The sequence below is a fragment of the Enterobacter hormaechei subsp. hoffmannii genome (genome assembly GCF_001729745.1).
Lineage (GTDB): Bacteria > Pseudomonadota > Gammaproteobacteria > Enterobacterales > Enterobacteriaceae > Enterobacter > Enterobacter intestinihominis.
The window spans coordinates 1212086-1232786 of sequence record NZ_CP017186.1 but is presented as its reverse complement, the minus strand read 5'-3'; the positions used below and the strand labels follow the sequence as shown (position 1 = coordinate 1232786).

General features: G+C 56.3%; 23 protein-coding genes. 12 read left to right on the top strand and 11 right to left on the bottom strand.

Annotated features, from left to right (window positions below; translation table 11 throughout):
- Positions 1-14: 14 nt before the first annotated feature.
- Positions 15-1580: an alkyl hydroperoxide reductase subunit F gene (ahpF, locus tag BFV65_RS05730; RefSeq protein ID WP_022650587.1), complete on the bottom strand. Its 1566-nt coding sequence runs from the start codon at positions 1578-1580 to the stop codon at positions 15-17.
- Positions 1581-1768: 188 nt separating this feature from the next.
- Positions 1769-2332, bottom strand: coding sequence for an alkyl hydroperoxide reductase subunit C (gene ahpC, locus BFV65_RS05725; RefSeq protein ID WP_014882974.1), 564 nt, complete (start codon positions 2330-2332; stop codon positions 1769-1771).
- A gap of 621 nt (positions 2333-2953) precedes the next feature.
- Between ahpC and citR the strand changes: the two genes are divergently transcribed.
- The 3 genes from citR to BFV65_RS05710 all read left to right on the top strand — a co-directional run bounded on the left by citR (position 2954) and on the right by BFV65_RS05710 (position 5837).
- Positions 2954-3874, top strand: a complete 921-nt coding sequence (gene citR, locus BFV65_RS05720; protein WP_022647411.1) for a DNA-binding transcriptional repressor CitR — start codon at positions 2954-2956, stop codon at positions 3872-3874.
- A 128-nt stretch (positions 3875-4002) separates the two neighbouring features.
- The gene (locus BFV65_RS05715) at positions 4003-5226 is read left to right on the top strand and encodes a phosphoadenosine phosphosulfate reductase (RefSeq protein WP_069596346.1); all 1224 of its coding nucleotides are present in this window, start codon (positions 4003-4005) and stop codon (positions 5224-5226) included.
- Positions 5211-5837, top strand: coding sequence for an IbrB-like domain-containing protein (locus BFV65_RS05710; protein ID WP_069596345.1), 627 nt, complete (start codon positions 5211-5213; stop codon positions 5835-5837). Before BFV65_RS05715 ends, BFV65_RS05710 begins: the two co-directional genes overlap by 16 nt.
- Here the strand turns inward: BFV65_RS05710 and BFV65_RS05705 are convergent, their stop codons facing one another.
- On the bottom strand, positions 5838-6998 hold the full coding sequence (locus tag BFV65_RS05705; RefSeq protein WP_032676370.1) for a pyridoxal phosphate-dependent aminotransferase: 1161 nt from the start codon (positions 6996-6998) through the stop codon (positions 5838-5840).
- Positions 6999-7120: 122 nt separating this feature from the next.
- On the opposite strand from BFV65_RS05705, the gene BFV65_RS05700 reads away from it, so the two are divergent.
- Genes BFV65_RS05700 through BFV65_RS05690 form a run of 3 tightly spaced genes read left to right on the top strand, consistent with a single transcriptional unit; the run spans position 7121 to position 8960 of the window.
- A complete protein-coding gene (locus BFV65_RS05700) occupies positions 7121-7735 on the top strand; it encodes a methylthioribulose 1-phosphate dehydratase (protein ID WP_069596344.1) in 615 nt (204 codons plus the stop codon).
- Positions 7732-8421 carry an acireductone synthase gene (gene mtnC / locus BFV65_RS05695; RefSeq protein WP_023299575.1) on the top strand — a complete coding sequence of 230 codons (690 nt, stop codon included), beginning with the start codon at positions 7732-7734 and terminating at the stop codon, positions 8419-8421. Before BFV65_RS05700 ends, mtnC begins: the two co-directional genes overlap by 4 nt.
- On the top strand, positions 8418-8960 hold the full coding sequence (locus BFV65_RS05690) for a 1,2-dihydroxy-3-keto-5-methylthiopentene dioxygenase (protein ID WP_022647405.1): 543 nt from the start codon (positions 8418-8420) through the stop codon (positions 8958-8960). The genes mtnC and BFV65_RS05690 overlap by 4 nt, the downstream gene beginning before the upstream one ends.
- 121 nt (positions 8961-9081) lie before the next feature.
- On the opposite strand, the gene BFV65_RS05685 is transcribed toward BFV65_RS05690, so the two are convergent.
- The gene (locus BFV65_RS05685) at positions 9082-9306 is read right to left on the bottom strand and encodes a helix-turn-helix transcriptional regulator (RefSeq protein ID WP_069596343.1); all 225 of its coding nucleotides are present in this window, start codon (positions 9304-9306) and stop codon (positions 9082-9084) included.
- 106 nt (positions 9307-9412) lie between these two features.
- On the opposite strand from BFV65_RS05685, the gene BFV65_RS05680 reads away from it, so the two are divergent.
- Positions 9413-9685, top strand: a complete 273-nt coding sequence (locus BFV65_RS05680) for a helix-turn-helix domain-containing protein (protein ID WP_069596342.1) — start codon at positions 9413-9415, stop codon at positions 9683-9685.
- A 61-nt stretch (positions 9686-9746) separates the two neighbouring features.
- On the opposite strand, the gene BFV65_RS05675 is transcribed toward BFV65_RS05680, so the two are convergent.
- Positions 9747-10217, bottom strand: coding sequence for an SRPBCC family protein (locus tag BFV65_RS05675; RefSeq protein WP_045622238.1), 471 nt, complete (start codon positions 10215-10217; stop codon positions 9747-9749).
- Between the two features lie 43 nt (positions 10218-10260).
- The gene (gene mtnA / locus BFV65_RS05670) at positions 10261-11277 is read right to left on the bottom strand and encodes an S-methyl-5-thioribose-1-phosphate isomerase (RefSeq protein ID WP_038415650.1); all 1017 of its coding nucleotides are present in this window, start codon (positions 11275-11277) and stop codon (positions 10261-10263) included.
- A gap of 102 nt (positions 11278-11379) precedes the next feature.
- On the opposite strand from mtnA, the gene mtnK reads away from it, so the two are divergent.
- Positions 11380-12579, top strand: coding sequence for an S-methyl-5-thioribose kinase (gene mtnK, locus BFV65_RS05665; protein WP_023305670.1), 1200 nt, complete (start codon positions 11380-11382; stop codon positions 12577-12579).
- Positions 12580-12666: 87 nt separating this feature from the next.
- Here the strand turns inward: mtnK and BFV65_RS05660 are convergent, their stop codons facing one another.
- The 4 genes from BFV65_RS05660 to BFV65_RS05645 form a co-directional block, all read right to left on the bottom strand.
- Complete coding sequence (locus BFV65_RS05660; protein ID WP_022647399.1) at positions 12667-13908, bottom strand: LVIVD repeat-containing protein; 1242 nt, start codon at positions 13906-13908, stop codon at positions 12667-12669.
- Positions 13909-14000: 92 nt separating this feature from the next.
- Complete coding sequence (locus BFV65_RS05655) at positions 14001-15065, bottom strand: sugar ABC transporter substrate-binding protein (protein WP_069596341.1); 1065 nt, start codon at positions 15063-15065, stop codon at positions 14001-14003.
- 19 nt (positions 15066-15084) lie between these two features.
- Positions 15085-16080 carry an ABC transporter permease gene (locus tag BFV65_RS05650; protein WP_022647397.1) on the bottom strand — a complete coding sequence of 332 codons (996 nt, stop codon included), beginning with the start codon at positions 16078-16080 and terminating at the stop codon, positions 15085-15087.
- Positions 16077-17579 (bottom strand): sugar ABC transporter ATP-binding protein, encoded by a 1503-nt coding sequence (locus BFV65_RS05645; protein WP_069596340.1) that lies wholly within the window; start codon positions 17577-17579, stop codon positions 16077-16079. The genes BFV65_RS05650 and BFV65_RS05645 overlap by 4 nt, the downstream gene beginning before the upstream one ends.
- Positions 17580-17738: 159 nt before the next feature.
- Here BFV65_RS05645 and BFV65_RS05640 point away from each other — a divergent pair, with 159 nt between their 5' ends.
- The 4 genes from BFV65_RS05640 to BFV65_RS05625 all read left to right on the top strand — a co-directional run bounded on the left by BFV65_RS05640 (position 17739) and on the right by BFV65_RS05625 (position 20493).
- Entirely contained in the window at positions 17739-18827 is a 1089-nt protein-coding gene (locus BFV65_RS05640) for an oxidoreductase (protein WP_023299565.1), read from the top strand.
- A gap of 57 nt (positions 18828-18884) precedes the next feature.
- Entirely contained in the window at positions 18885-19628 is a 744-nt protein-coding gene (locus tag BFV65_RS05635) for an SDR family NAD(P)-dependent oxidoreductase (RefSeq protein WP_069596339.1), read from the top strand.
- A 183-nt stretch (positions 19629-19811) separates the two neighbouring features.
- Complete coding sequence (locus BFV65_RS05630; protein ID WP_023299564.1) at positions 19812-20114, top strand: type II toxin-antitoxin system RelE family toxin; 303 nt, start codon at positions 19812-19814, stop codon at positions 20112-20114.
- Positions 20089-20493 carry a helix-turn-helix domain-containing protein gene (locus tag BFV65_RS05625; protein WP_022647392.1) on the top strand — a complete coding sequence of 135 codons (405 nt, stop codon included), beginning with the start codon at positions 20089-20091 and terminating at the stop codon, positions 20491-20493. Before BFV65_RS05630 ends, BFV65_RS05625 begins: the two co-directional genes overlap by 26 nt.
- Here the strand turns inward: BFV65_RS05625 and BFV65_RS05620 are convergent.
- Positions 20490-20687 carry a YbdD/YjiX family protein gene (locus BFV65_RS05620; protein WP_006809671.1) on the bottom strand — a complete coding sequence of 66 codons (198 nt, stop codon included), beginning with the start codon at positions 20685-20687 and terminating at the stop codon, positions 20490-20492. The two genes, BFV65_RS05625 and BFV65_RS05620, sit on opposite strands and share 4 nt — an antisense overlap.
- Positions 20688-20701: the final 14 nt, after the last annotated feature.

Genomic DNA, 20701 nt, shown 5'->3' with positions numbered 1-20701 from the left:
CTTGCTTTCTTTTATTATGCAGTTTTGGTGCGGATCAGGTAATCAAACGAGCTCAGCGACGCTTTCGCCCCTTCGCCAGTGGCGATGATGATCTGTTTGTACGGCACGGTGGTGCAGTCGCCCGCCGCAAATACGCCCTTCACGCTGGTTTCGCATTTCGCATCGATGATGATCTCGCCCATGCGGTTGCGCTCAATTGCGCCTTCCAGCCAGGTGGTGTTTGGCAGCAGGCCAATCTGAACAAAGATCCCTGCCAGCGCTACGCTGTGGATATCGCCACTCACGCGGTCACGGTATTCCAGACCGGTCACTTTGCTGCCGTCGCCTTTCACTTCTGTCGTCTGGGCATTGAGCACAATGTCGACGTTATTCAGGCTACGTACTTTATCCTGTAACACCTGGTCCGCTTTCATCTCAGGGGCGAACTCCAGCAGGGTAACGTGTTCAACAATTCCCGCCAGATCGATAGCCGCTTCCACACCGGAGTTACCGCCGCCGATCACCGCTACGCGTTTACCTTTGAACAGCGGGCCGTCACAGTGCGGGCAATAGGTCACGCCTTTGGTGCGATACTGATCTTCGCCCGGCACGTTCATGTTGCGCCATTTCGCGCCAGTGGCAATGATCACGCTGCGCGCCTTTAGCACCGCACCGGACGCCGTTTCAATCTGGTGCAAACCACCCTCGACCGCTGCCGGAACCAGTTTGCTGGCGCTCTGGCTGTCAATGACATCCACGTCGTAGTCGCTGACGTGCGCTTTCAACGCCCCGGCCAGCTTCTGGCCTTCGGTTTTCGGCACGGAAATGTAGTTTTCAATGTCTACGGTATCCAGAACCTGACCACCGAAACGCTCGCCCATCAGACCGGTACGGATCCCTTTACGTGCGGAGTAAACCGCTGCCGCCGCGCCCGCCGGGCCGGAGCCAACAATCAGCACGTCATAAGCATCACGTTGGTTCAACTCTTCCGCCGCACGTTTTTCTGCGCCGGTATCCACTTTGGCGACGATTTCGGTCAGCGTCATACGCCCCTGGCCGAACTCCTGACCATTCAGGTAAACCGCTGGAACGCCCATCACGTTGCGCTCGGTGATTTCGTTCTGGAACGTACCGCCGTCAATCGCCGTGTGCTTAATGCGTGGGTTGAGCACTGACATCAGGTTCAGCGCCTGCACCACGTCCGGGCAGTTGTGGCAGGAGAGCGAGTAATAGGTTTCAAACTCAAAATCACCGTCGATATCGCGGATCTGCTCCAGCAGCGCCTGCGCTTCTTTTGACGGATGACCACCGGTCCACAGCAGCGCCAGCACCAGGGACGTAAATTCGTGCCCCAGCGGAGAACCCGCGAAACGCGGCCCCTGGTCAGACCCTGGGTTGGCGATCAGGAAAGAAGGCTTACGGACTGCCAGCGTGTTGTCTTCTTTGAAGGTCACTTTCGGCGACAGCTCAGCAATCTCTGTCAGCAGCGCTTTGATTTCTGCCGATTTCGCGCTGTCGTCCAGCGTGGCAATCAGCTCAACAGGTTTGGTCAGTTTCTCAAGGTAGGCCTTGAGCTGGGTTTTCATGTTAGTGTCGAGCATTATTCTTCCCTCTCTTAAAACGTCATCATGCAAGCCGCCTTATACGGGCTGCCTGAATGCAACTTGCATCATGGTGCTGGAATGAAATGGGCGCGGGGAGCGCCCATTGATTGCCGGGTGGCACTTCGTTTACCCGGCCTACGATACTGTAGGCCTGTGCAAGCGTAGCGCCGCCAGGCTTTACAGACTTAGATCTTGCCGACCAGGTCCAGAGATGGAGCCAGCGTCGCTTCGCCTTCTTTCCATTTCGCCGGGCACACTTCGCCTGGGTGAGAAGCAACGTACTGAGCCGCCTTCACTTTGCGCAGCAGGTCAGATGCATCACGGCCGATACCTTCAGCGGTAACTTCGATAGCCTGGATAATGCCCTGCGGGTCAACAACGAAGGTCGCACGGTCAGCCAGGCCTTCATCTTCACGCATGTTGTCGAAGTTACGGGTCAGGGCGCCAGTCGGGTCGCCGATCATCGCGTATTTGATTTTCGCGATAGTTTCAGAGCTGCTGTGCCACGCTTTGTGGGTGAAGTGGGTATCGGTAGAAACAGAGTAAACGTCTACGCCCAGCTTTTGCAGTTCTTCGTAGTGGTCTGCAACGTCGCCCAGTTCGGTCGGGCAAACGAAGGTGAAGTCAGCCGGATAGAAGAAGAACACGCTCCAGCGGCCTTCGGTATCTTTCTCAGTAACTTCGATGAACTCACCGTTTTTGAACGCCTGGTTTTTGAAAGGTTTAATTTTGGTGTTAATCAAGGACATCTGTACTTCCTCCGTGTTTTCGTTGAGGTGTAAGGTAACCAACTTTGTTCATCGGGGCTAATGCGTATGCTTTATCAAATCAATCAGCCAAACCTTACAACAGCAACAAGACAGCAAGGTGAACCTTTTACAGGAAAGCCTGAAAGTAAAAAGGCCGCCTCAACGGGCGGCCCTGATACCTGAATTCCCCGCAGGTACATTCAGTGCCAGCCGAAGCTGGCGTTGCGTTGCGCTCTACATACCTTGTATCAAGGCCGTAACAGCGGTTTGATTACAGCACCCCTGCGCGCAATGAGCAATGCATAAGAGGGATAGTCCTGCCTATGGCTGTGATAGGCAGATTCGAACAGGTCATTGAAACATTATAAATTTAATTTCATTATGGGTTTCACGCTATATATAAACGCCATTTGTCATTCAAATAATTCAATCACACTTTAAAGATAAAATTATCTTAATAACTCTTGAAGATATGTTTCAATAATCCAAAGCCGTGATATATTAAGATCACTTAAATTTTAAATTAAGCGAGTTATTCACACGGATTGTAAAGGGTAACTACACTCTGTCGTACTCCACGGTGTGATAACGACAGCAAACTCAACTCACTCAGGACGAAACATGGCAAACCTCTACGACCTAAAAAAATTCGATCTCAATCTGTTAGTTATCTTCGAATGCATTTACCAACATCTCAGTATCAGTAGGGCTGCCGAGACGCTTTATATCACACCATCCGCCGTCAGCCAGTCGCTGCAACGCCTGCGCGGTCAGCTTGATGACCCCCTGTTTATCCGTTCAGGGAAGGGAATTACGCCCACCACGGTAGGTACCAACTTGCATCATCATCTGGAAAAAAATCTCAATCAGCTTGAGCAGACGATCAACATGATGCATCACTCGGACATCAAGAAAAAGTTCGTTATCTATTGCACTCAAATGGTGTCTCCTGGTTCGATGCTGGAACCGTTGAAGCTTTTAATATCTGAGGAGAATTATGAGATAGAACAAAGAGATATGCTTATTTCCTCCGAATCAGCGGAAGATTTGTTGGCCTATCGTAAAGCCGATCTCATCTTCTCTATCGCACCTATCCACAATCGCTCTGTGGTCTGCACCCACTTCACTACGGTGCCGATAGCCTTAATCTGTAGAGCAGACCACCCAAGGCTCGCTGACACAGCCACAGTGGACGCGCTATACCAGGAGAAATTCACTTTTTACCAGAGTGCTCATCCGGGTGTAAAAGAGTTCCAGAGTCGGGCCAATGACGCTTTTCCGGAAAGAAATATTGCTTTTCGCACCGACTCCCTTAGCTCTCTCATCTCTATGGTCAGTTCATCTGATTTGTTAGGCTATATCCCCGTGTCGATCTATGAAACATTTAAAGAATCTTTGAAATTAAAAAGGCTTGAGCCACCGTTTGCGCTGCCTGAATTAAAGATCTATATGCTCTACGGCCGTTCATCACTGAATAGCTCTGTTTTTTCAACATTCATTGAAAAAATGCATAAGCTCTGCGTTTCTCCGCCGTCTGCGTAAAATACATTTGCATGGTGAATATAATTAAAGCGAACCGAAAAAAATGACTCCGTGAAATTAAGGATAAATAATTCCATAATATCGTTTTGATTTTCCCAAGACATTTAACACGCAGGACGCGATTAATCATGTCGAACTATAAAATCCCTTTACAGGAAAATGTTTTAGACGCTTCTGCGGAACGCATACACTGGACGCTTAACAATTTCCCCAGGGTATGCGTTTCCTTTTCCGGTGGAAAAGATTCTACCGTGATGCTGCATCTTGTTGCCCAGAAAGCACGGCAATTAAAGCGAAAAATAGACGTCATCTTTCTGGACTGGGAAGCGCAATTCTCGTCGACCATTCAGCATGTTGACGCTATGAAAACGCTCTATCGGGATGTTATCCACCAGTTCTGGTGGGTAGCGCTTCCGCTCACGACCCAAAACGCCCTGTCACAGTTTCAACCTGAATGGCGGTGCTGGGAACCCGGGACAAACTGGGTTCGCCAGCCACCAGAAGATGCCATTACCGATTATCACTATTTCGATTTTTATCAGCAGGGAATGACGTTTGAAGCCTTCGTGCGCGAGTTTGCCGAATGGTATGCGCAAAGACGTCCTTCCGCAGTCATGGTGGGGATCCGCGCCGATGAATCTTACAACCGCTTTCTGGCTATCGCGTCGGCGCGTAAGCAGCGCTTTTCTGACGATAAACCCTGGACGACCGTCGCCCCGGGTGGGCACGCCTGGTATATCTACCCACTGTACGACTGGAAAACCGCCGACATCTGGACGTGGTTCGCGAAATCAAAATGTTGCTATAACCCGTTATACGACCTGATGTACAAGGCGGGGGTGCCGCCGCGTTATATGCGCATCTGCGAACCGTTTGGTCCGGAACAGCGTCAGGGCTTATGGCTCTATCATGTCATTGAACCCGAACGCTGGGCGGCTATGTGTGAACGCGCCTGCGGCGTGCGAAGTGGAGGTATTTATGCCGGGCACGATAACCATTTTTATGGCCACCGGAAGATCCTGAAACCTGACCATCTCTGCTGGCGCGAATACGCCATGCTGCTACTCGACAGCATGCCGCAAAATACGGCGGAACATTACCGAAATAAAATCGCAATTTATCTCCACTGGTATCAAAAGCGAGGCCTGGACGATATTCCCGATACGCAGGAGGGTGACATTGGCGCAAAAGATATCCCTTCCTGGCGACGCATTTGCAAGGTTTTACTCAACAATGACTACTGGTGCCGGGCTCTCTCATTTAGTCCAAACAAACCTAAACACTATCAACGCTACAGCGAAAGAGTGAAAGCTAAACGCAAGGAATGGGGGATTTTATGCAGCAGCAAATAATCAGAGAAATGCAGACGTACCTGCAGACCCTTTCTGAAGAAGAGAAAATCGGCGCTATTAATGCCTTTCGCCAGGCATTACACGAAATCAGCCCTTTTAATAATCAACCCGTCGACTGCGTATTGTGGATAAAACAGACTGACATCACCGCCAATGACTACAACCCAAATAATGTCGCTCCGGCGGAGAAGCGGTTGCTCAGCAAATCACTGGAGCTGGATGGATTCACACAACCTATCGTTGTGACGGAAAATGCGCCTGAGAGCTATGAAATTGTCGATGGATTCCATCGCCATGAGCTTGGCAGTCATCGGGCTATTCTGAAGCGTCAACTTAAAGGTTACCTCCCTGTTACCTGCCTGCGTAAAGCACGCCAGGAAAAATTCGATCGCATGGCTGCAACCATTCGTCACAACCGCGCGCGTGGACGCCACCAGATCAATGCCATGTCAGAAATCGTGCGAGAACTGGTGCTTATGGGCTGGAGTGAGCAGAAAATTGGCCTGGAGTTGGGTATGGACAGCGATGAAGTGCTGCGACTGAAGCAAATCAACGGTCTGCTGGAACTCTTCGCGGACCGTCGTTTTTCAGAAGCCTGGACGGTTAAATAGTCAGAGCGAATTTAAGCGCGCAGCCGCTGCCAGCAGCGTCGACTCCTGCTTCGCAAAGCAAAGACGAATCAGTTTATGCGGGAAGGGATCGGCGCAGAACACCGACAGCGGAATGGCTGCCACGCCCACCTCTTTCGTCAGCCACTGGCAAAAACTGACATCATCCAGATCGGAAATCGCGCTGTAGTCCGCCAGCAGGAAGTAGGTGCCTTCGCATGGCAGGATCTCCAGCCGACTCTCGCTCAAGGCAGTCACAAACCGATCCCGCCGCGCACGGTAAAAAGCTGGCAGGTCCCGGTAATGTTCAGGTTCAGCGCGCAGCATATCCGCCAGCGCCAGCTGGGCGGGTGTGTTTACGGCAAACGTCAAATACTGGTGCACTTTACGCAGCTCAGCGCTGATGGCGGCGGGCGCCACGCAGTACCCTACCTTCCAGCCGGTCATATGGTAGGTTTTCCCAAATGATGATACCGCGATTGCGCGCTCGCGAAGCTGCGGATGCGCCAGCACGCTGGCATGACCCTCTTCGGCAAAGCAGATGTGCTCATACACCTCGTCGCTCAGAACATAGATTTCACGTTCGGCGATGGCCTGCCACAGGGCGGCAAAATCGCTTTTCTGCCACACCGTCGCCGATGGGTTGTGTGGCGTATTCAGGATCACCAGCCGGGTTTTATCGCTCAGCAGCGCGGCAAACGCCTGCCAGTCAGGACGAAAATGCGGCGGCTGGAGCGCCACGCGTTTCACCACGCCACCGGCCAGTTCAATCGCCGGGGCGTAGCTATCGTAGCTCGGGTCAAAACAAATCACCTCATCGCCCGTACGCACCAGGGCGGTTATCGCCGCATACAGCGCTTCGGTGGCCCCTGCGGTTACCGTGATATCGCTGTTCGCGTCAGGCTTATGGCCGTATAACTCCGCCGTTTTATCCGCAATGGCTTCACGCAACGCCTGCACGCCGGTCATCGGCGCATACTGGTTGGCTCCCTGCGCAACGTGGTACGCCAGACGCTCCTGCAAATATTTCGGCCCGTCAAAATCCGGGAAACCTTGTGAGAGGTTAATGGCGTTGTGCTGCTGCGCCAGGGCGCTCATCTGCGTAAAAATCGTCGTGCCGAGATTCGGAAGTTTACTCTGCGGGATCAACGGGTTATTGCTCATTGTAGTGTGCCTGCCTGTAATACTTATGTTGCTGACACTATAACACGATGTTAGTCTTTGGCAATCAAGACGCTTAGACGTCTAAATGATATAAATATTCCTGACCGAGAGGGTAAAAGGAAATGACAGACAACCTGCAACTCACACACCTGGTCGAGGCCTGCCGCTGGATTGGCGCTAAAGGCTGGGCGCCCGCTACCGGCGGCAATATGTCCGTGCGTCAGGATGAACATCTGTGCTGGCTGAGCGAATCCGGAAAAGACAAAGGCAGCCTGACCACCGCCGATTTTCTACAGGTTGAAATCGCCACCAACCGTGCGCTTTCTGGCCGTAAACCGTCGGCAGAGACCGGGCTGCATACCCTCATCTACCGCCTGTTCCCCGAGGCTAACGCCGTCCTGCACGTTCACACCGTCAATGCCACGGTGCTGTCGCGGCTGGTCAACGAGACCGAGCTGAAGATCTCCGGCTTCGAGATGCAAAAATCCCTTACCGGACAGACCACGCATCGGGATACGGTGGCCATCCCGGTGTTTGATAATGACCAGGACATCGACGCCCTCGCCTCTCGAATCGCCCATTACGCGCAGGAACGCCCGCTTAATTATGGTTTTCTTCTGCGCGGTCATGGCTTAACCTGCTGGGGACGCGACGTGGCCGAAGCCCGCCGTCATCTGGAAGGTTTAGAATTCTTATTTGAATGCGAAATGCGTTTACGACAATGGGAGAGAGTATGATTCGCGCGATTGTGACGGATATTGAAGGGACCACCAGCGATATCCGTTTTGTCCATGATGTTTTGTTCCCTTACGCGCGTGAGCGGCTGGCGGCCTTTGTGACCGCGCAGCAGTACGCCGAGCCGGTCAAATCGATTCTGGACAACCTGCGCGAGGAAATCAGCACTCCGCATGCCAGCGTCAGCGATCTCATCAACGTGCTGTTTACCTTTATGGATGAAGACCGCAAATCGACGGCGCTCAAAGCCCTGCAAGGCATCATCTGGCAGGACGGTTACATCAACGGTGACTTTACCGGCCATCTCTACCCTGATGTACTGCCCGCGCTGGAAAAATGGAAGGCACAAGGGATTGATCTCTATGTTTATTCCTCTGGCTCCGTCGCCGCGCAGAAACTGTTATTTGGCTACAGCGACGAAGGTGATATTACTCATCTGTTCAGCGGCTATTTTGATACCCGCATCGGTGCCAAGCGTGAGGTGCAGTCTTATCAAAATATTGCGGCGCAAACGGGCATCGCCCCGTCGCAGATCCTGTTCCTGTCGGATATTCATCAGGAGCTGGACGCGGCTGAACAGGCGGGTTTTCGCACCCTGCAACTGATACGCGGTGAAGATGACGGCGCAAGCCATCACCATCAGATCCACCAGTTTGACGAGATTAACCCGGAGCAGATCCCTTCATGAGCGCATTGACCATTTATTCCGATAAAGACGCCAGTAAGCACCTGTGGCACAGCACCGACGCCGCCGAGATTGCCCAACAGCTCAACGCCAAAGGCGTGCGGTTTGAGCGCTGGGCGGCAGACCGTGATTTAGGGCAGGATCCCGCGCCTGAAGCCGTGATTGAGGCGTATCAGCATGCAATCGACAAGCTGGTGGCAGAGAAAGGTTATCAGAGCTGGGACGTGATTAGCCTTCGCGCCGACAATCCGCAGAAAGAGGCGCTGCGCGCGAAGTTTCTCAACGAGCACACCCACGGCGAAGACGAAGTGCGCTTTTTCGTGGAAGGGGCGGGACTATTCTGCCTGCACATCGGCGATGAGGTGTATCAGGTGCTGTGCGAGAAAAACGACCTGATTTCCGTACCCGCAGGCACGCCGCACTGGTTTGACATGGGTTCAGAGCCGAACTTTACCGCCATTCGTATTTTCGACAATCCGGAAGGCTGGGTTGCCCAGTTTACGGGCGATGCAATCGCGGATGCGTATCCACGCCTGGCCTGATCTTTTCTCCCTACCCCGCAAAGTAATGCGAGCACCGTGCTATCCCCTCGCCCCTCTGGGGAGAGGGTTAGGGTGAGGGGAACATACGGCTCAGGTGGTCAGTTCCATACTCAGGCATTAATTAAATACTGGCGATAATCCTCTGCACATCTCCGCCAACCAGCCTCGCCAGATGCACAAACTCCACCACGTCCAACCTACGCTCACCGTTTTCCACTTTAGCAATAAACGATTGTGGTTTTCCCAGTGCCTCCGCAAGCTGCGCCTGAGTCATCCCCTTCTCTTTACGCGCTTTCTTCAACGCATTGATAACACGCTGGTATTCATCCGAGTAAACTGAAGCCATTGTTCCGATTCCATACAAATATCCTGAAATCGAATATCCTCCCGTTGCCTTTTTATCCCAAAATAGGATAATTGAGCACGTAACGAACACATGTAAGGAGGACACAATGCAACATCAGAACTGGCACCCGGCCGATATTATCGCTGCACTAAAGAAACATGGAACAAGCCTGGCTGCGTTGTCCAGAAAGGCTGGCCTTTCCTCATCCACACTGGCAAATGCGCTTACCCGACCATGGGCTAAAGGTGAATTGCTTATCGCTCAGGCGCCAGACATTCCACCCGATGTGATATGGCCGGAAAGATACTTTGATGAAAAGGGAGAGCGAGTATTTCGTCAGATGAGGGATACCAAAAAGAGAAATCTGTCTTCAACATAATCAATGAATTCTCCCCCCTCACCCCAGCCCTCTCCCTCAAGGGAGAGGGGGTCTAAGGGCACTACCGTTTCAGCCCTTTCACATACCCCACCAGCTGATCCAACACCACGCCCCACCCTTCGTGGAAGCCCATCTGTTCATGCTGCTCGCGGATCTCCTTCGTTGGGTGACGCGCAATCGCCGTGTAGCGGGTCTTGCCCTCCCCCACATCTTCCAGCAGCAGGATCGCCGTCATAAACGGCTTTTCAGCCGGCTTCCAGCCCTCAGTATAGCCATCGGTAAAGACCAGCTTGTTCCCCGGATCGATTTCAAGAAATACGCCCCGGTTATCCATCCGCTGCCCGTCCACCTCAAACACGGTATTGAACCGCCCACCCACGCGCAGATCGAGGTCGCATTCAGTTACCTTATGGGGAGCAGGAATGAAGAAGTTTTTGATGTGCTCCGGTGTGGTCCAGCAGAGCCACAGCAGGTCGCGCGGTGCGTCCACCACGCGTTCCAGTTTTAAGTCTGTTTCAGGATCGAGCGTCACGATAACGTCCTCTAAAGGGAACCCCTTACAAGGATAGTCCCACTCAGGCGAATTTCCCTTTCGCTACCTCTTCAGGGGTGACCACGCCCGTATCCAGCACCCAGCCGCTAATCAGCGAGGCGGGGGTAACGTCAAACGCCGGGTTATAGACCTGCGCCTCTTGCGGCGCCCACTGCACCGCGCCAAAGCTTCCCGCCACGCCCGTCACTTCGCTGGCCGCGCGCTGCTCAATCGGGATCGCGTCACCGTTCGGGCAGTCCCGGTCGAGGGTCGTTTGCGGGGCGGCGACGTAGAACGGAATACCGTGGAACTTCGCCAGCACCGCCAGGGAATAGGTGCCGATTTTGTTCGCCACGTCGCCGTTGGCGGCAATGCGGTCTGCCCCCACCCACACGGCATCCACCTGCCCTTTTGCCATCAGGCTGGCGGCCATGGAGTCAGTAATCAGCTGATACGGCACGCCCAGCTCGCCCAGCTCCCATGCGGTCAGCCTGCCGCCCTGCAACAGCGGACGGGTTTCATCCACCCAGACGTTGCTGACGTTGCCTGCCTGATGCGCGCGGGCAATCACACCCAGCGCCGTACCGACGCCCGCCGTTGCCAGCCCGCCGGTATTGCAGTGGGTCAGCAGGCGGCTGCCGGGCTTCACCAGCGCGCTACCCGCTTTCGCAATCGCGTCGCAAAGCCGTTTGTCTTCATTAATCAGGCGCAGCGCTTCAGCCACCAGCGCCGGAACGAACGCTTCCTGCCACAGCGCAATCTTCATGCGGTCGAGATTGTTCATCAGGTTCACCGCCGTCGGGCGGGAGGCACGCAGGGTCTCCAGCGCCGCCGCCAGCTCGTCGCGGCCTTTACCGCTTTCCGCTAACAGCGCCAGCAGCAGGCTTGCAGAGAGACCAATCAACGGCGCGCCACGCACGCGCAGAGCGTGGATATGCCCAACCAGCGCCTCCACCGTCGAGGCATCCAGCCAGCGTTTCTCCTGCGGAAGCGCCTGCTGGTCGAGAATAAAGAGCTGATTATTCGCCACCCGCAGGCTGGTCGTCTGTAATGTCTGCATGTCGTTAATTCCCTGTTGCGTTGTTGTAGCACATTGTGTCAGGATGAAATCCAGATGTATAGACGTCTACATGTCTTAATTAGCAAAACTGAGGAGCAGGCCATGTCGCAATACCGTACCTTTACCGCTCAGGACGCCGTGGAGTATGCCAGGCAGTTTGGCGGACTTGACGATCCGTCATCGCTGGTGGAGGCGCAGGAAATCGGCGACGGCAACCTCAACCTGGTCTTTAAAATATTCGATAGCGCGGGGGTGAGCCGCATCGTCGTTAAGCAGGCGCTGCCCTATGTGCGCTGCGTCGGCGAGTCCTGGCCGCTGACGCTGGATCGCGCTCGCCTGGAGGCGCAAACCCTGGTCGAGCATTACAAGCACAGCCCTGAGCACACGGTGAAAATCCACCACTTTGACCCGGAACTGGCGGTGATGGTGATGGAAGATCTCTCCAGCCATCGCATCTGGCGCGGCGAGCTGATTAACAACATTTACTACCCGCAGGCGGCGCGGCAGCTGGGTGAATATCTGGCTCACACCCTGTTCCACACCAGCGATTTTTATCTGCATCCGCACGAGAAAAAAGCGCAGGTGGCAAAATTCATCAACCCGGAGATGTGCGAGATCACTGAAGATCTGTTCTTTAACGATCCGTACCAGATCCACGCGCGCAACAGCTACCCGGCCGATCTGGAGAACGATGTTGCCGCCCTGCGCGACGACGCCCAGCTTAAAATCGCTGTGGCCTCCCTGAAGCACCGCTTCTTTTCGCATGCCGAAGCCCTGCTGCACGGGGACATTCACAGCGGCTCAATTTTTGTGGCCGACGGCAGCCTGAAAGCCATCGACGCCGAGTTCGGCTACTTTGGCCCGATTGGCTTTGACGTTGGCACTGCCATCGGCAACCTGCTGCTGAACTTCTGCGGCCTGCCGGGGCATCTGGGCATTCGCGATGCCGCCGCCGCGCGCGAGCAGCGCCTGACCGATATTCAGGAACTGTGGAACACCTTCGCGGAGCGCTTCCAGGCGCTGGCGAATGAGAAAACGCGCGACGCCGCGCTCAGCGCGCCGGGCTATGCCTCTGCGTTCCTGAAAAAGGTCTGGCACGATGCCATCGGATTCTGCGGCACCGAGCTGATTCGCCGCAGCGTCGGGCTTTCCCATGTGGCGGATATCGACACCATTCAGGATGAAGCGATGCGTCACGAATGCCTGCGCCACGCGATATCCCTCGGCAAGGCGCTGATTGTGATTGCTGACCGCATCGACAGCGCGGAAGAGCTGGTAGCGCGAGTACGGCAGTACAGTTGAGAACGTTTGCCCGGTGGCGCTGCGCTTACCGGGCCTACGGGTGCAAAATGTAGGCCCGGTAAGGCGAAGCCGCCACCCGGCAAAAACTCATCCTAAATACTCAATCACCGACATCCCACCGTTATAATCCGTGCTGTAAATAATCCCCTGCGCATCCACAAACACGTCGCACGACTGGATCACCTGCGGGCGATTGGGCCGCGTATCCATCATCTTTTCCGGCGCCGCGGGCACCAGCGCCCCCGTTTCCACCGGGCGATACGGATTGGAAATGTCATACGCGCGCACGCCCGCGTTCTGGTACGTCGCGAAGATCAACGTTGAGCTGACAAAGCTCCCCGGCCGGTTTTCGTGCAGGTTGTGCGGGCCGAAATGCGCCCCTTTCGCCACGTAGTCGGTTTCATCCGGCTGCGGGAAGGTAGAAATGCTCACCGGGTTCGACGGCTCGCGGATATCAAACAGCCAGATCAGCTTCTCGCCGTCCTGCTGGTTATCCAGCACCGCCTCGTCCAGCACCACCAGCAGGTCGCGATCCGGCAGCGGAAGCGCGGTGTGCGTCCCGCCGCCAAACGGCGGGCTCCAGTTACGATGGCTAATGAGCTTAGGCCGGGTGCGGTCCTTAACGTCCAGCAGCGTCAGGCCACCGTCGCGCCAGCTGCCGTACGCGGTATCGCCTGCAATAATCGCATGGTGCAGGGCGTAGCGTTTGCCTTCCGGCCAGTTCGGCTGTTCGCCTTCGGCCTGATTCATCCCCGGCAGCCACCAGCGTCCCGCCACTTCAGGCTTGCGCGGGTCCGCCAGATCGATGGTCAGAAAGATGTAGTCGGTAAAGCCGTCTATCAGCGCTGAGACATACGCCCAGCGGCCACCGACGTACCAGATGCGGTGAATGCCGATGCCGCTCAGCGATAAAAAGCCTATCTCGCGTGGCCTGTCCGGTGTGGAGATATCAAAGACGCGAAGCCCTGCGCTCCAGCCTTTATCCTGCACATCGCTGACGGTCTCCCCCACCTGGCGGGTGTAGTAGACCTTCTCGTCGGCAAAACGCGCATCGGCAAACAGATCCCGGGCGTTGATCACCAGCAGCAGGTCGTCATGCGCCTGGAGATGCACATTCCAGGTACCCGGCGGCGCAGGCACGTATCCTGCGGCTTTTGGTTTTTTCGGGTCGCGCACATCCACTATCGAAAAGCCCTGCGACACCATATGGCCGATATAGGCGAAACCGCGGTGCACCATCAGCTGCACGCCGTCCGGGCGACCGCCCTGATCGCTATGGCCAATTAGCCGCATATTGCGGCTGTATTCGGGAGGGGGTAATTGAGACACCTTATGCTCCTTACGCCCGGTGGCGCTGCGCTTACCGGGCCTACGGGTGCGAAATGTAGGCCGGGTAAGGCGCAGCCGCCACCCGGCTTGGTTTACTTGTTTTTAGCGGCAAGGGTCGCAAACCACGGCGCAACAAAATCTTCCGTCTGGCCCCAGCCCGGAATGATTTTCCCCAGAGACGCCACGTTCACCGCGCCCGGCTGGGCGGTCAGCAGCGCCTGCGGAATGGCCGCCGCCTTGAAATCGTAAGTGGCAGGCGTCGCTTCTCCGGCAATCTTATTGGCAATCAGGCGTACGTTGGTCGCGCCAATCAGCTTCGGATCCACCGCCACGCTCACTGCCCATGGGCTACCCGGCTCGCGCATCAGCTGTAAATCCTGGTTGGAGATGTCGATGCTGTAGAGTTTGATCTCGGTTCGGCCGTTCTCTTTCAGCGCCTTATAGGCGCCCTGGCTGAAGGCATCCCAGGTACCCCAGATGGCATCGATTTTACCTTTCGGGTATTTCGCGAGGATCGCGCCCACCTTGTTGGCAGTGTCGCCCTGCACGTCAGAGGAGACCGCGCCGATGGACTCCAGCTCTTTAATCTCCGGGTACTGCTTTTGCAGTTCTTTGTAGGCCGCCTGACGGCGCTCCATCGGCGGGAAGCCCGCGACCCATAGCTTGACGATATTGGCCTTGCCGTTGAAATCTTTCGCCAGCTGGCCGAAAGAGAGGTTGGTCAGGGAGGCATCGTCCTGCTGGGTAACGGTTACGCCCGGGATCTCGCCGTTCACAGCGGTATCAAACACCGAAACTTTGATCCCGGCATCCACCGCCTTCTTCACCAGCGCGGTGGAGTACGGATCGCGCCCCTGAGAGAGAATAATCCCGTCGTATTTCTGGCTGATGGCCTGGTTAACGAAATCCTGGAATTTGGCGTCGTCCCCGTTACTTAAAAAGGTGCTGACCTTAAAGCCGAGCTTTTTCCCTTCCTGAATCGCCCCGGCAACAAACTGCGTGGTGTTGTCGTCCGAGCCCAGGTTGCGGATCACCGCAATGCGAATGGGACCGTCATGGCTGGCAATGGCGGTCGGAACCGGCGCGGGGGTAGCCGCCAGGCCCGGCAGAGAAGTGAGTAACCCAATAGCTACCAAAGAGAGCGCAATCTTTTTCATTTATTATCCCGTTGTGTTGTCAGCGTTTTTGTATGTAGGTAATCGCCAGCGCTACCGCGAGCACCAGCCCTTTTATAATGTCCATGGCGTAATACGGCACGGAGAGCATCACCAGCCCGTTCGACAGCACGCCGAGGATCACCGCCCCCACCAGCGTACCCAGCGCGTTCGGCTTGCCGGATCCGGCCAGCGAGAAGCCGATCCACGCCGCCGCCACCGCGTCCATCAGGTAGCCGCCGCCCGCATTCACCTGCGATGAACCAATACGCGAGGCCAGCAGAATGCCGCCCAGCCCCGCCAGCAGAGAGGCAATCACGTAGGCTGCCACCTTGTAGCGGGTGGTGCGAATGCCGGAGAGGCGCGCGGCTTCGGGGTTGCCGCCAATGGCGTACATCCGGCGTCCATGGGTGGTCAGCGACAGGCCCAGCTGTGCCAGAATCGTCACCACCAGCATGACGATCACAATGGTCGGCACCTGCCCCAGCAGGCCAAACGCCGCCGGAATGGTCCCTTCCGCCATGTCGCCGCTCGGCAGTACCATGTTCTCGGTAATCGACCCGCCGTAGCTGTAGGTCATCGCCACACCCTGAATGACAAACAGGCTGGCAAGGGTCGCGAGCATGTCCGGAATGCGCAGGATGACGATCAGAAAGGCGTTAAACAGGCCGACCAGCGTACAGAGCGCGAGGGTCAGCAGAATCGACTCGGTGGTGCCAAAGCCGTGCCAGACGAAAAGCGAAATCACCAGCGCGTTCGCCAGCGACGCGGTAGATCCCACGGAGAGATCGAACCCGCCGACGGTCAGCGAAATCGAGACGCCAACGGCAATCACCGTCACGATGGCAATCGAGCGCAGAATGTTGATGATGTTGTTCGGGTCGAGGAAGCTGTCCGACGCCAGGCCAAACACCGCCACCAGCGCGACGACGGTCAGCAGCATGCCCCACTTATAAAGAAAATCGAAAATCTGCTGACGGCCAGACGCCGCCGTGGTCACTGAAAGGGCCTTGCTCACGACGCCGTTCCTCCGGTTGAATAATAAAGTAGTGTTTCTTCCCGGGCCTCTCCCCCGGCGATTTCCGCCACGATGCGCCCGTCCCACAGCACGCAGATGCGGTCGCACAGACCGACCAGCTCGGCAAATTCACCCGAGGCGTAAATCACCCCTTTGCCCTCGCGCGCCAGGCCGTCGATCAGCTGAAACAGATCGGTTTTGGCCTTCACGTCCACGCCTTTGGTCGGCTCGTCGAATATCAGCACGCTGGCGTCATTGCGCAGCCATTTCCCGATGGCGACCTTCTGCTGGTTACCGCCGGAAAGCCGACGCAGCACCTGCCCCGGCCCGCGCGTGCGCACGCCGACGCGGGCAATCACCTCTTCCGCCCAGCGCCACGCCTGACGATGACCAAACAGGCTCCAGCGCGAGAAACTGTTATCGGCGCACACGGCAAGGTTCATGCTCACCGGCTCGTCGATAAAAATGCCCTCTTTGCGCCGCTCCTCCGGCACCAGCGCCAGACCGCGTAGCACCGAGTCTGCCGGATCGCGCGGTTTCCAGGCCTGATGGTTCAGCTCGCCGCGCGCCACGCGGCTTTTGCTGGCGCCAAACAGCGCCTTGCAGAGTTCCGTTTTCCCCGCCCCCGCCAGCCCGGCAATGCCGAGGATTTCGCCCTGGCGCAGGTGCAGGGAGATGTCTTTCAACAGGACATCGTCGTGAAGCCCGTCGACGCGCAGCAGCGTCTCTTCGCCGTGCGGCGGTCGCGGGGGCGGATAGATATCGCTCAGCTCGTGGCCGAGCATCTTCTCGACGATCTCCTCTCCGCTCAGATCCGCCATCGGGCCGGACTCAATCAGCCTGCCGTCGCGCAGCACCGTCAGGGTGTCGCAGATGGCCTTCAGCTCGTGAATGCGGTGAGAAATAAACACCACGCCGATGCCCTGCTGTTGCAGACGTCTTACTACCGCAAACAGACGCTCGCTTTCGTGCGCGTCCAGCGGCGCGGTGGGCTCATCGAGAATGAGAAAACGGCAGTGGTGCGAGAGCGCCCGCGCCAGCAAAATCTGCTGCTTTTCAGCCAGCGTGCAGCTGTCGATGGAACGGCGAACGTCCAGCGAAACATCCAGCTGCGCCAGCGCCTGCCGCGCCTGCTGACGAATCGCGCGCCAGCTGTAGCGGTGTCCCGGCTGCGCCAGCTGGTCGAGCATAATGTTCTCCGCAATGCTCAGCCCGGGGATCAGCGCCACGTCCACCTCCTGCTGCACAAGGTGGATACCCAGCCGTTTGGCGTCCAGCGGCTCGCGGATGCTTACCGGCTGATTGTTAATGCAGATTTCGCCTTCATAACGATCGTGCGTCCCACACAGCACCGCCATCAACGTCGATTTTCCCGCGCCGTTGGCGCCGGTCAGCGCATGCACCGACCCGCCATTCAGGGTGAAATCCACGCGCGACAGGGCCTGAAAGCCGGAAAAGGCCAGGCTGATACCGCGCATCTCAAGGCGACTGGAAACCATCCGCGTAAATCCTTTATTACTCTTCTGATTTAGCGAATTTTTCACAGCTCCGGTTGACTGACAACGACGGAAAAGGCATAAGATAAAGCGAAATATTATTAGCCATCCGGATGTCCAGACATAACATCGGGTTAGCGCTTGCTAAAAAAGGACAACTTCATGAGCAACACCGATATCCGCGTCGTGCCCGGCCCGGCGAACTACTTCTCTCATCCGGGAAGCCTTGCGCACCTGGATGATTTCTTTACTCCGGAACAGCTTTCCCGCGCGGTGTGGATCTACGGCGAGCGGGCTATCGAGGGCGCACGCCCTTATCTGCCGGAGAGTTTTAACGCGACGGGGGCAAAACATCTGCTGTTTAAGGGCCATTGCAGCGAGCGTGACGTCACTCATCTGGTGAACGCGTCGGGTGGTGAAGCCAGCGTGGTGATTGGCGTGGGCGGCGGTGCGGTAATGGATACCGTCAAGGCCGTGGCGCGTCGTCTGGGCGTGCCGTTCGTGGGCATTCCCACCATCGCCGCCACCTGCGCGGCGTGGACCCCGCTCTCCGTGTGGTACAACGATGCCGGGCAGGCGCTACAGTTTGAGATTTTTGACGACGCCAACTATCTGGTGCTGGTGGAGCCGCAAATCATCCTTAACGCCCCGGCGGAATACCTGTTGGCAGGCATCGGCGATACGCTGGCGAAGTGGTACGAAGCGGCGGTACTCGCCCCTGAACCGGAAAACCTGCCGCTGACCGTGCGTCTTGGCCTGAACGGTGCGCTGGCGATCCGCGACGTGTTGCTGGAGCGCAGCGAAGAGGCGCTGGCCGACCAGCAGCGCGGCGACCAGACGCAGGCGTTTCGGGACGTGGTGGACGCCGTTATCGCCGGTGGCGGTATGGTCGGCGGTCTGGGCGAACGCTATACCCGCGTGGCGGCGGCACATGCGGTGCACAACGGCTTAACCGTGCTGCCGCAGACGGAAAAATACCTCCACGGCACCAAGGTGGCCTACGGCATTCTGGTGCAGAGCGCCCTGCTCGGTCAGGAGGACGTGCTGGCGCAGCTGGTGGCGGCATACCAGCGTTTTAACCTGCCGACCACGCTTCGCGCGCTGGAGGTCGATATCCATAACCGCGACGAGCTGGACAAGGTCATTGCTCACACCCTGCGCCCGGTGGAGTCGATTCACTTTTTACCGATTACGTTAAGCCCTGACGTTCTGCGCGCCGCGTTTGAGAAGGTGGAATCCTTCAGCCGTTAATCGCGCCGACGGGCTATACCTAATGATGATTCTCTCCACTCTTGCAACGAGGTCATCATGCAGATCGATTTAACAGGTAAAAAGGCGCTGGTCACCGGCGCCAGTCGTGGGCTGGGTCGGGCAATTGCGCTGTCGCTGGCACGCGCCGGTGCCGATGTGGTTATCACCTACGAAAAATCCGTCGATAAAGCCCAGCAGGTCGTCGATGAAATCAACGCGCTGGGGCGACACGGCGAGGCGATTCAGGCCGACAGTGCCAGCGCGCAGGCGATTCAGGATGCGGTCACGCAGGCGGCGCGCTCCCTCGGCGGGCTGGATATTCTTGTCAATAACGCCGGGATTGCACGCGGCGGCCCGCTGGAGTCCATGACACTGGCGGACATCGACGCTCTGATCAACGTCAATATCCGCGGCGTGGTGATCGCCATTCAGGAAGCGCTGGTGCATATGTCTGACGGCGGACGCATCATCAACATCGGCAGCTGTCTGGCGAACCGCGTGGCGCAGCCGGGGATCGCCGTCTACTCGATGACCAAATCGGCCCTAAACTCCCTTACCCGGGGTCTGGCCCGCGATTTAGGCCCGCGCGGCATTACCGTCAACCTGGTTCATCCCGGCCCGACCAACAGCGATATGAACCCGGAGGACGGTGAACAGGCTGACTCACAGCGTCAGCTTATTGCCCTGGGCCATTACGGCCAGCCGGAAGACGTCGCGGCGGCGGTCACCTTCCTTGCCAGCCCGGCAGCCGGGCAAATTTCCGGCGCCGGTCTGGACGTGGATGGCGGTTTGAACGCCTGATCGCAATTTTCCTGCAAGCCTCTGTCGCCCAGCAGAGGCCTTTTCGAGCCGCCTCGACGGTTTGCGTTTTGCCTCTTACCTGCGCTTTTTTTCCGCTCTACAGTACCCCATAAGAAATTCGGAATTTATCTAATAGTCTTATTATTTCCTTATATTTTGTGTGGGCGTACAGTGGAGGTACGGATGAAGATCGTGTGGTCAAAAACAGCAGAGAAGCAATTTTCTAAAATCGATACGCGATATCAGAACCGCATTAAATTCAGGCTGGAGAAGATGGATGATAAAACATCACCTGTCGCGGATATCAAGAAATTATCTTCTCCCGAAAACCACTACAGGTTGCGATTAGGTGATTACAGGGTCATTTACACCTTCGGGGATCCGCCGGGTGATATCTGCTACGTAGTGGCAGTAAAACGCCGGACAACCACTACCTACCTTCATGAGGAGCATACGGAATATGACTATTCAGTTCATCAAGGATGAAGAAGGAAAAAAACAGTATGTTGTCATACCCTACGGTGAATATTTTCGCATGCGTTTAGCCATGCTTGAGTACGATGACGATGATGAAAACGACTGGGAAGACATCCCTTACGAATCAGACATCTACGATAACGTAGGTTTACCGGGTGAAGTGTGCGACATCATGCATAACGAGAACGTCAGCCTACAGGCCGCCTGGCGCATTTTACGCGGTATGTCCCAGCAGGAGGTGGCGGAGAAGCTTGGCATCAGTCAGTCCGCCGTATCACAGCTGGAAGCGCTGGACTCCCGTCCGCAAAAGCGCACACGCGAAAAGCTGGCGGCAATTTATGGCTGCAAGCAGGAGCAAATCAGCCTCTATTTACCGAAAGAGGGTTAACAGCACTTCGCCCCGCCCTTGCCGCCGTAACGGGCGTCCTGGCGGTCGCGGAAAAACTCTTCGTAGGTCATCGGCGTCTGGTCCGGGTGGTTGACGCGCATATGCTCGACGTAGTTATCGTAATCCGGCACGCCAATCATCATTTTAGCGGCCTGGCCCAGGTATTTACCTGCTTTGGAAAGGGTGTCGAACATAATCAGTTTCTCGT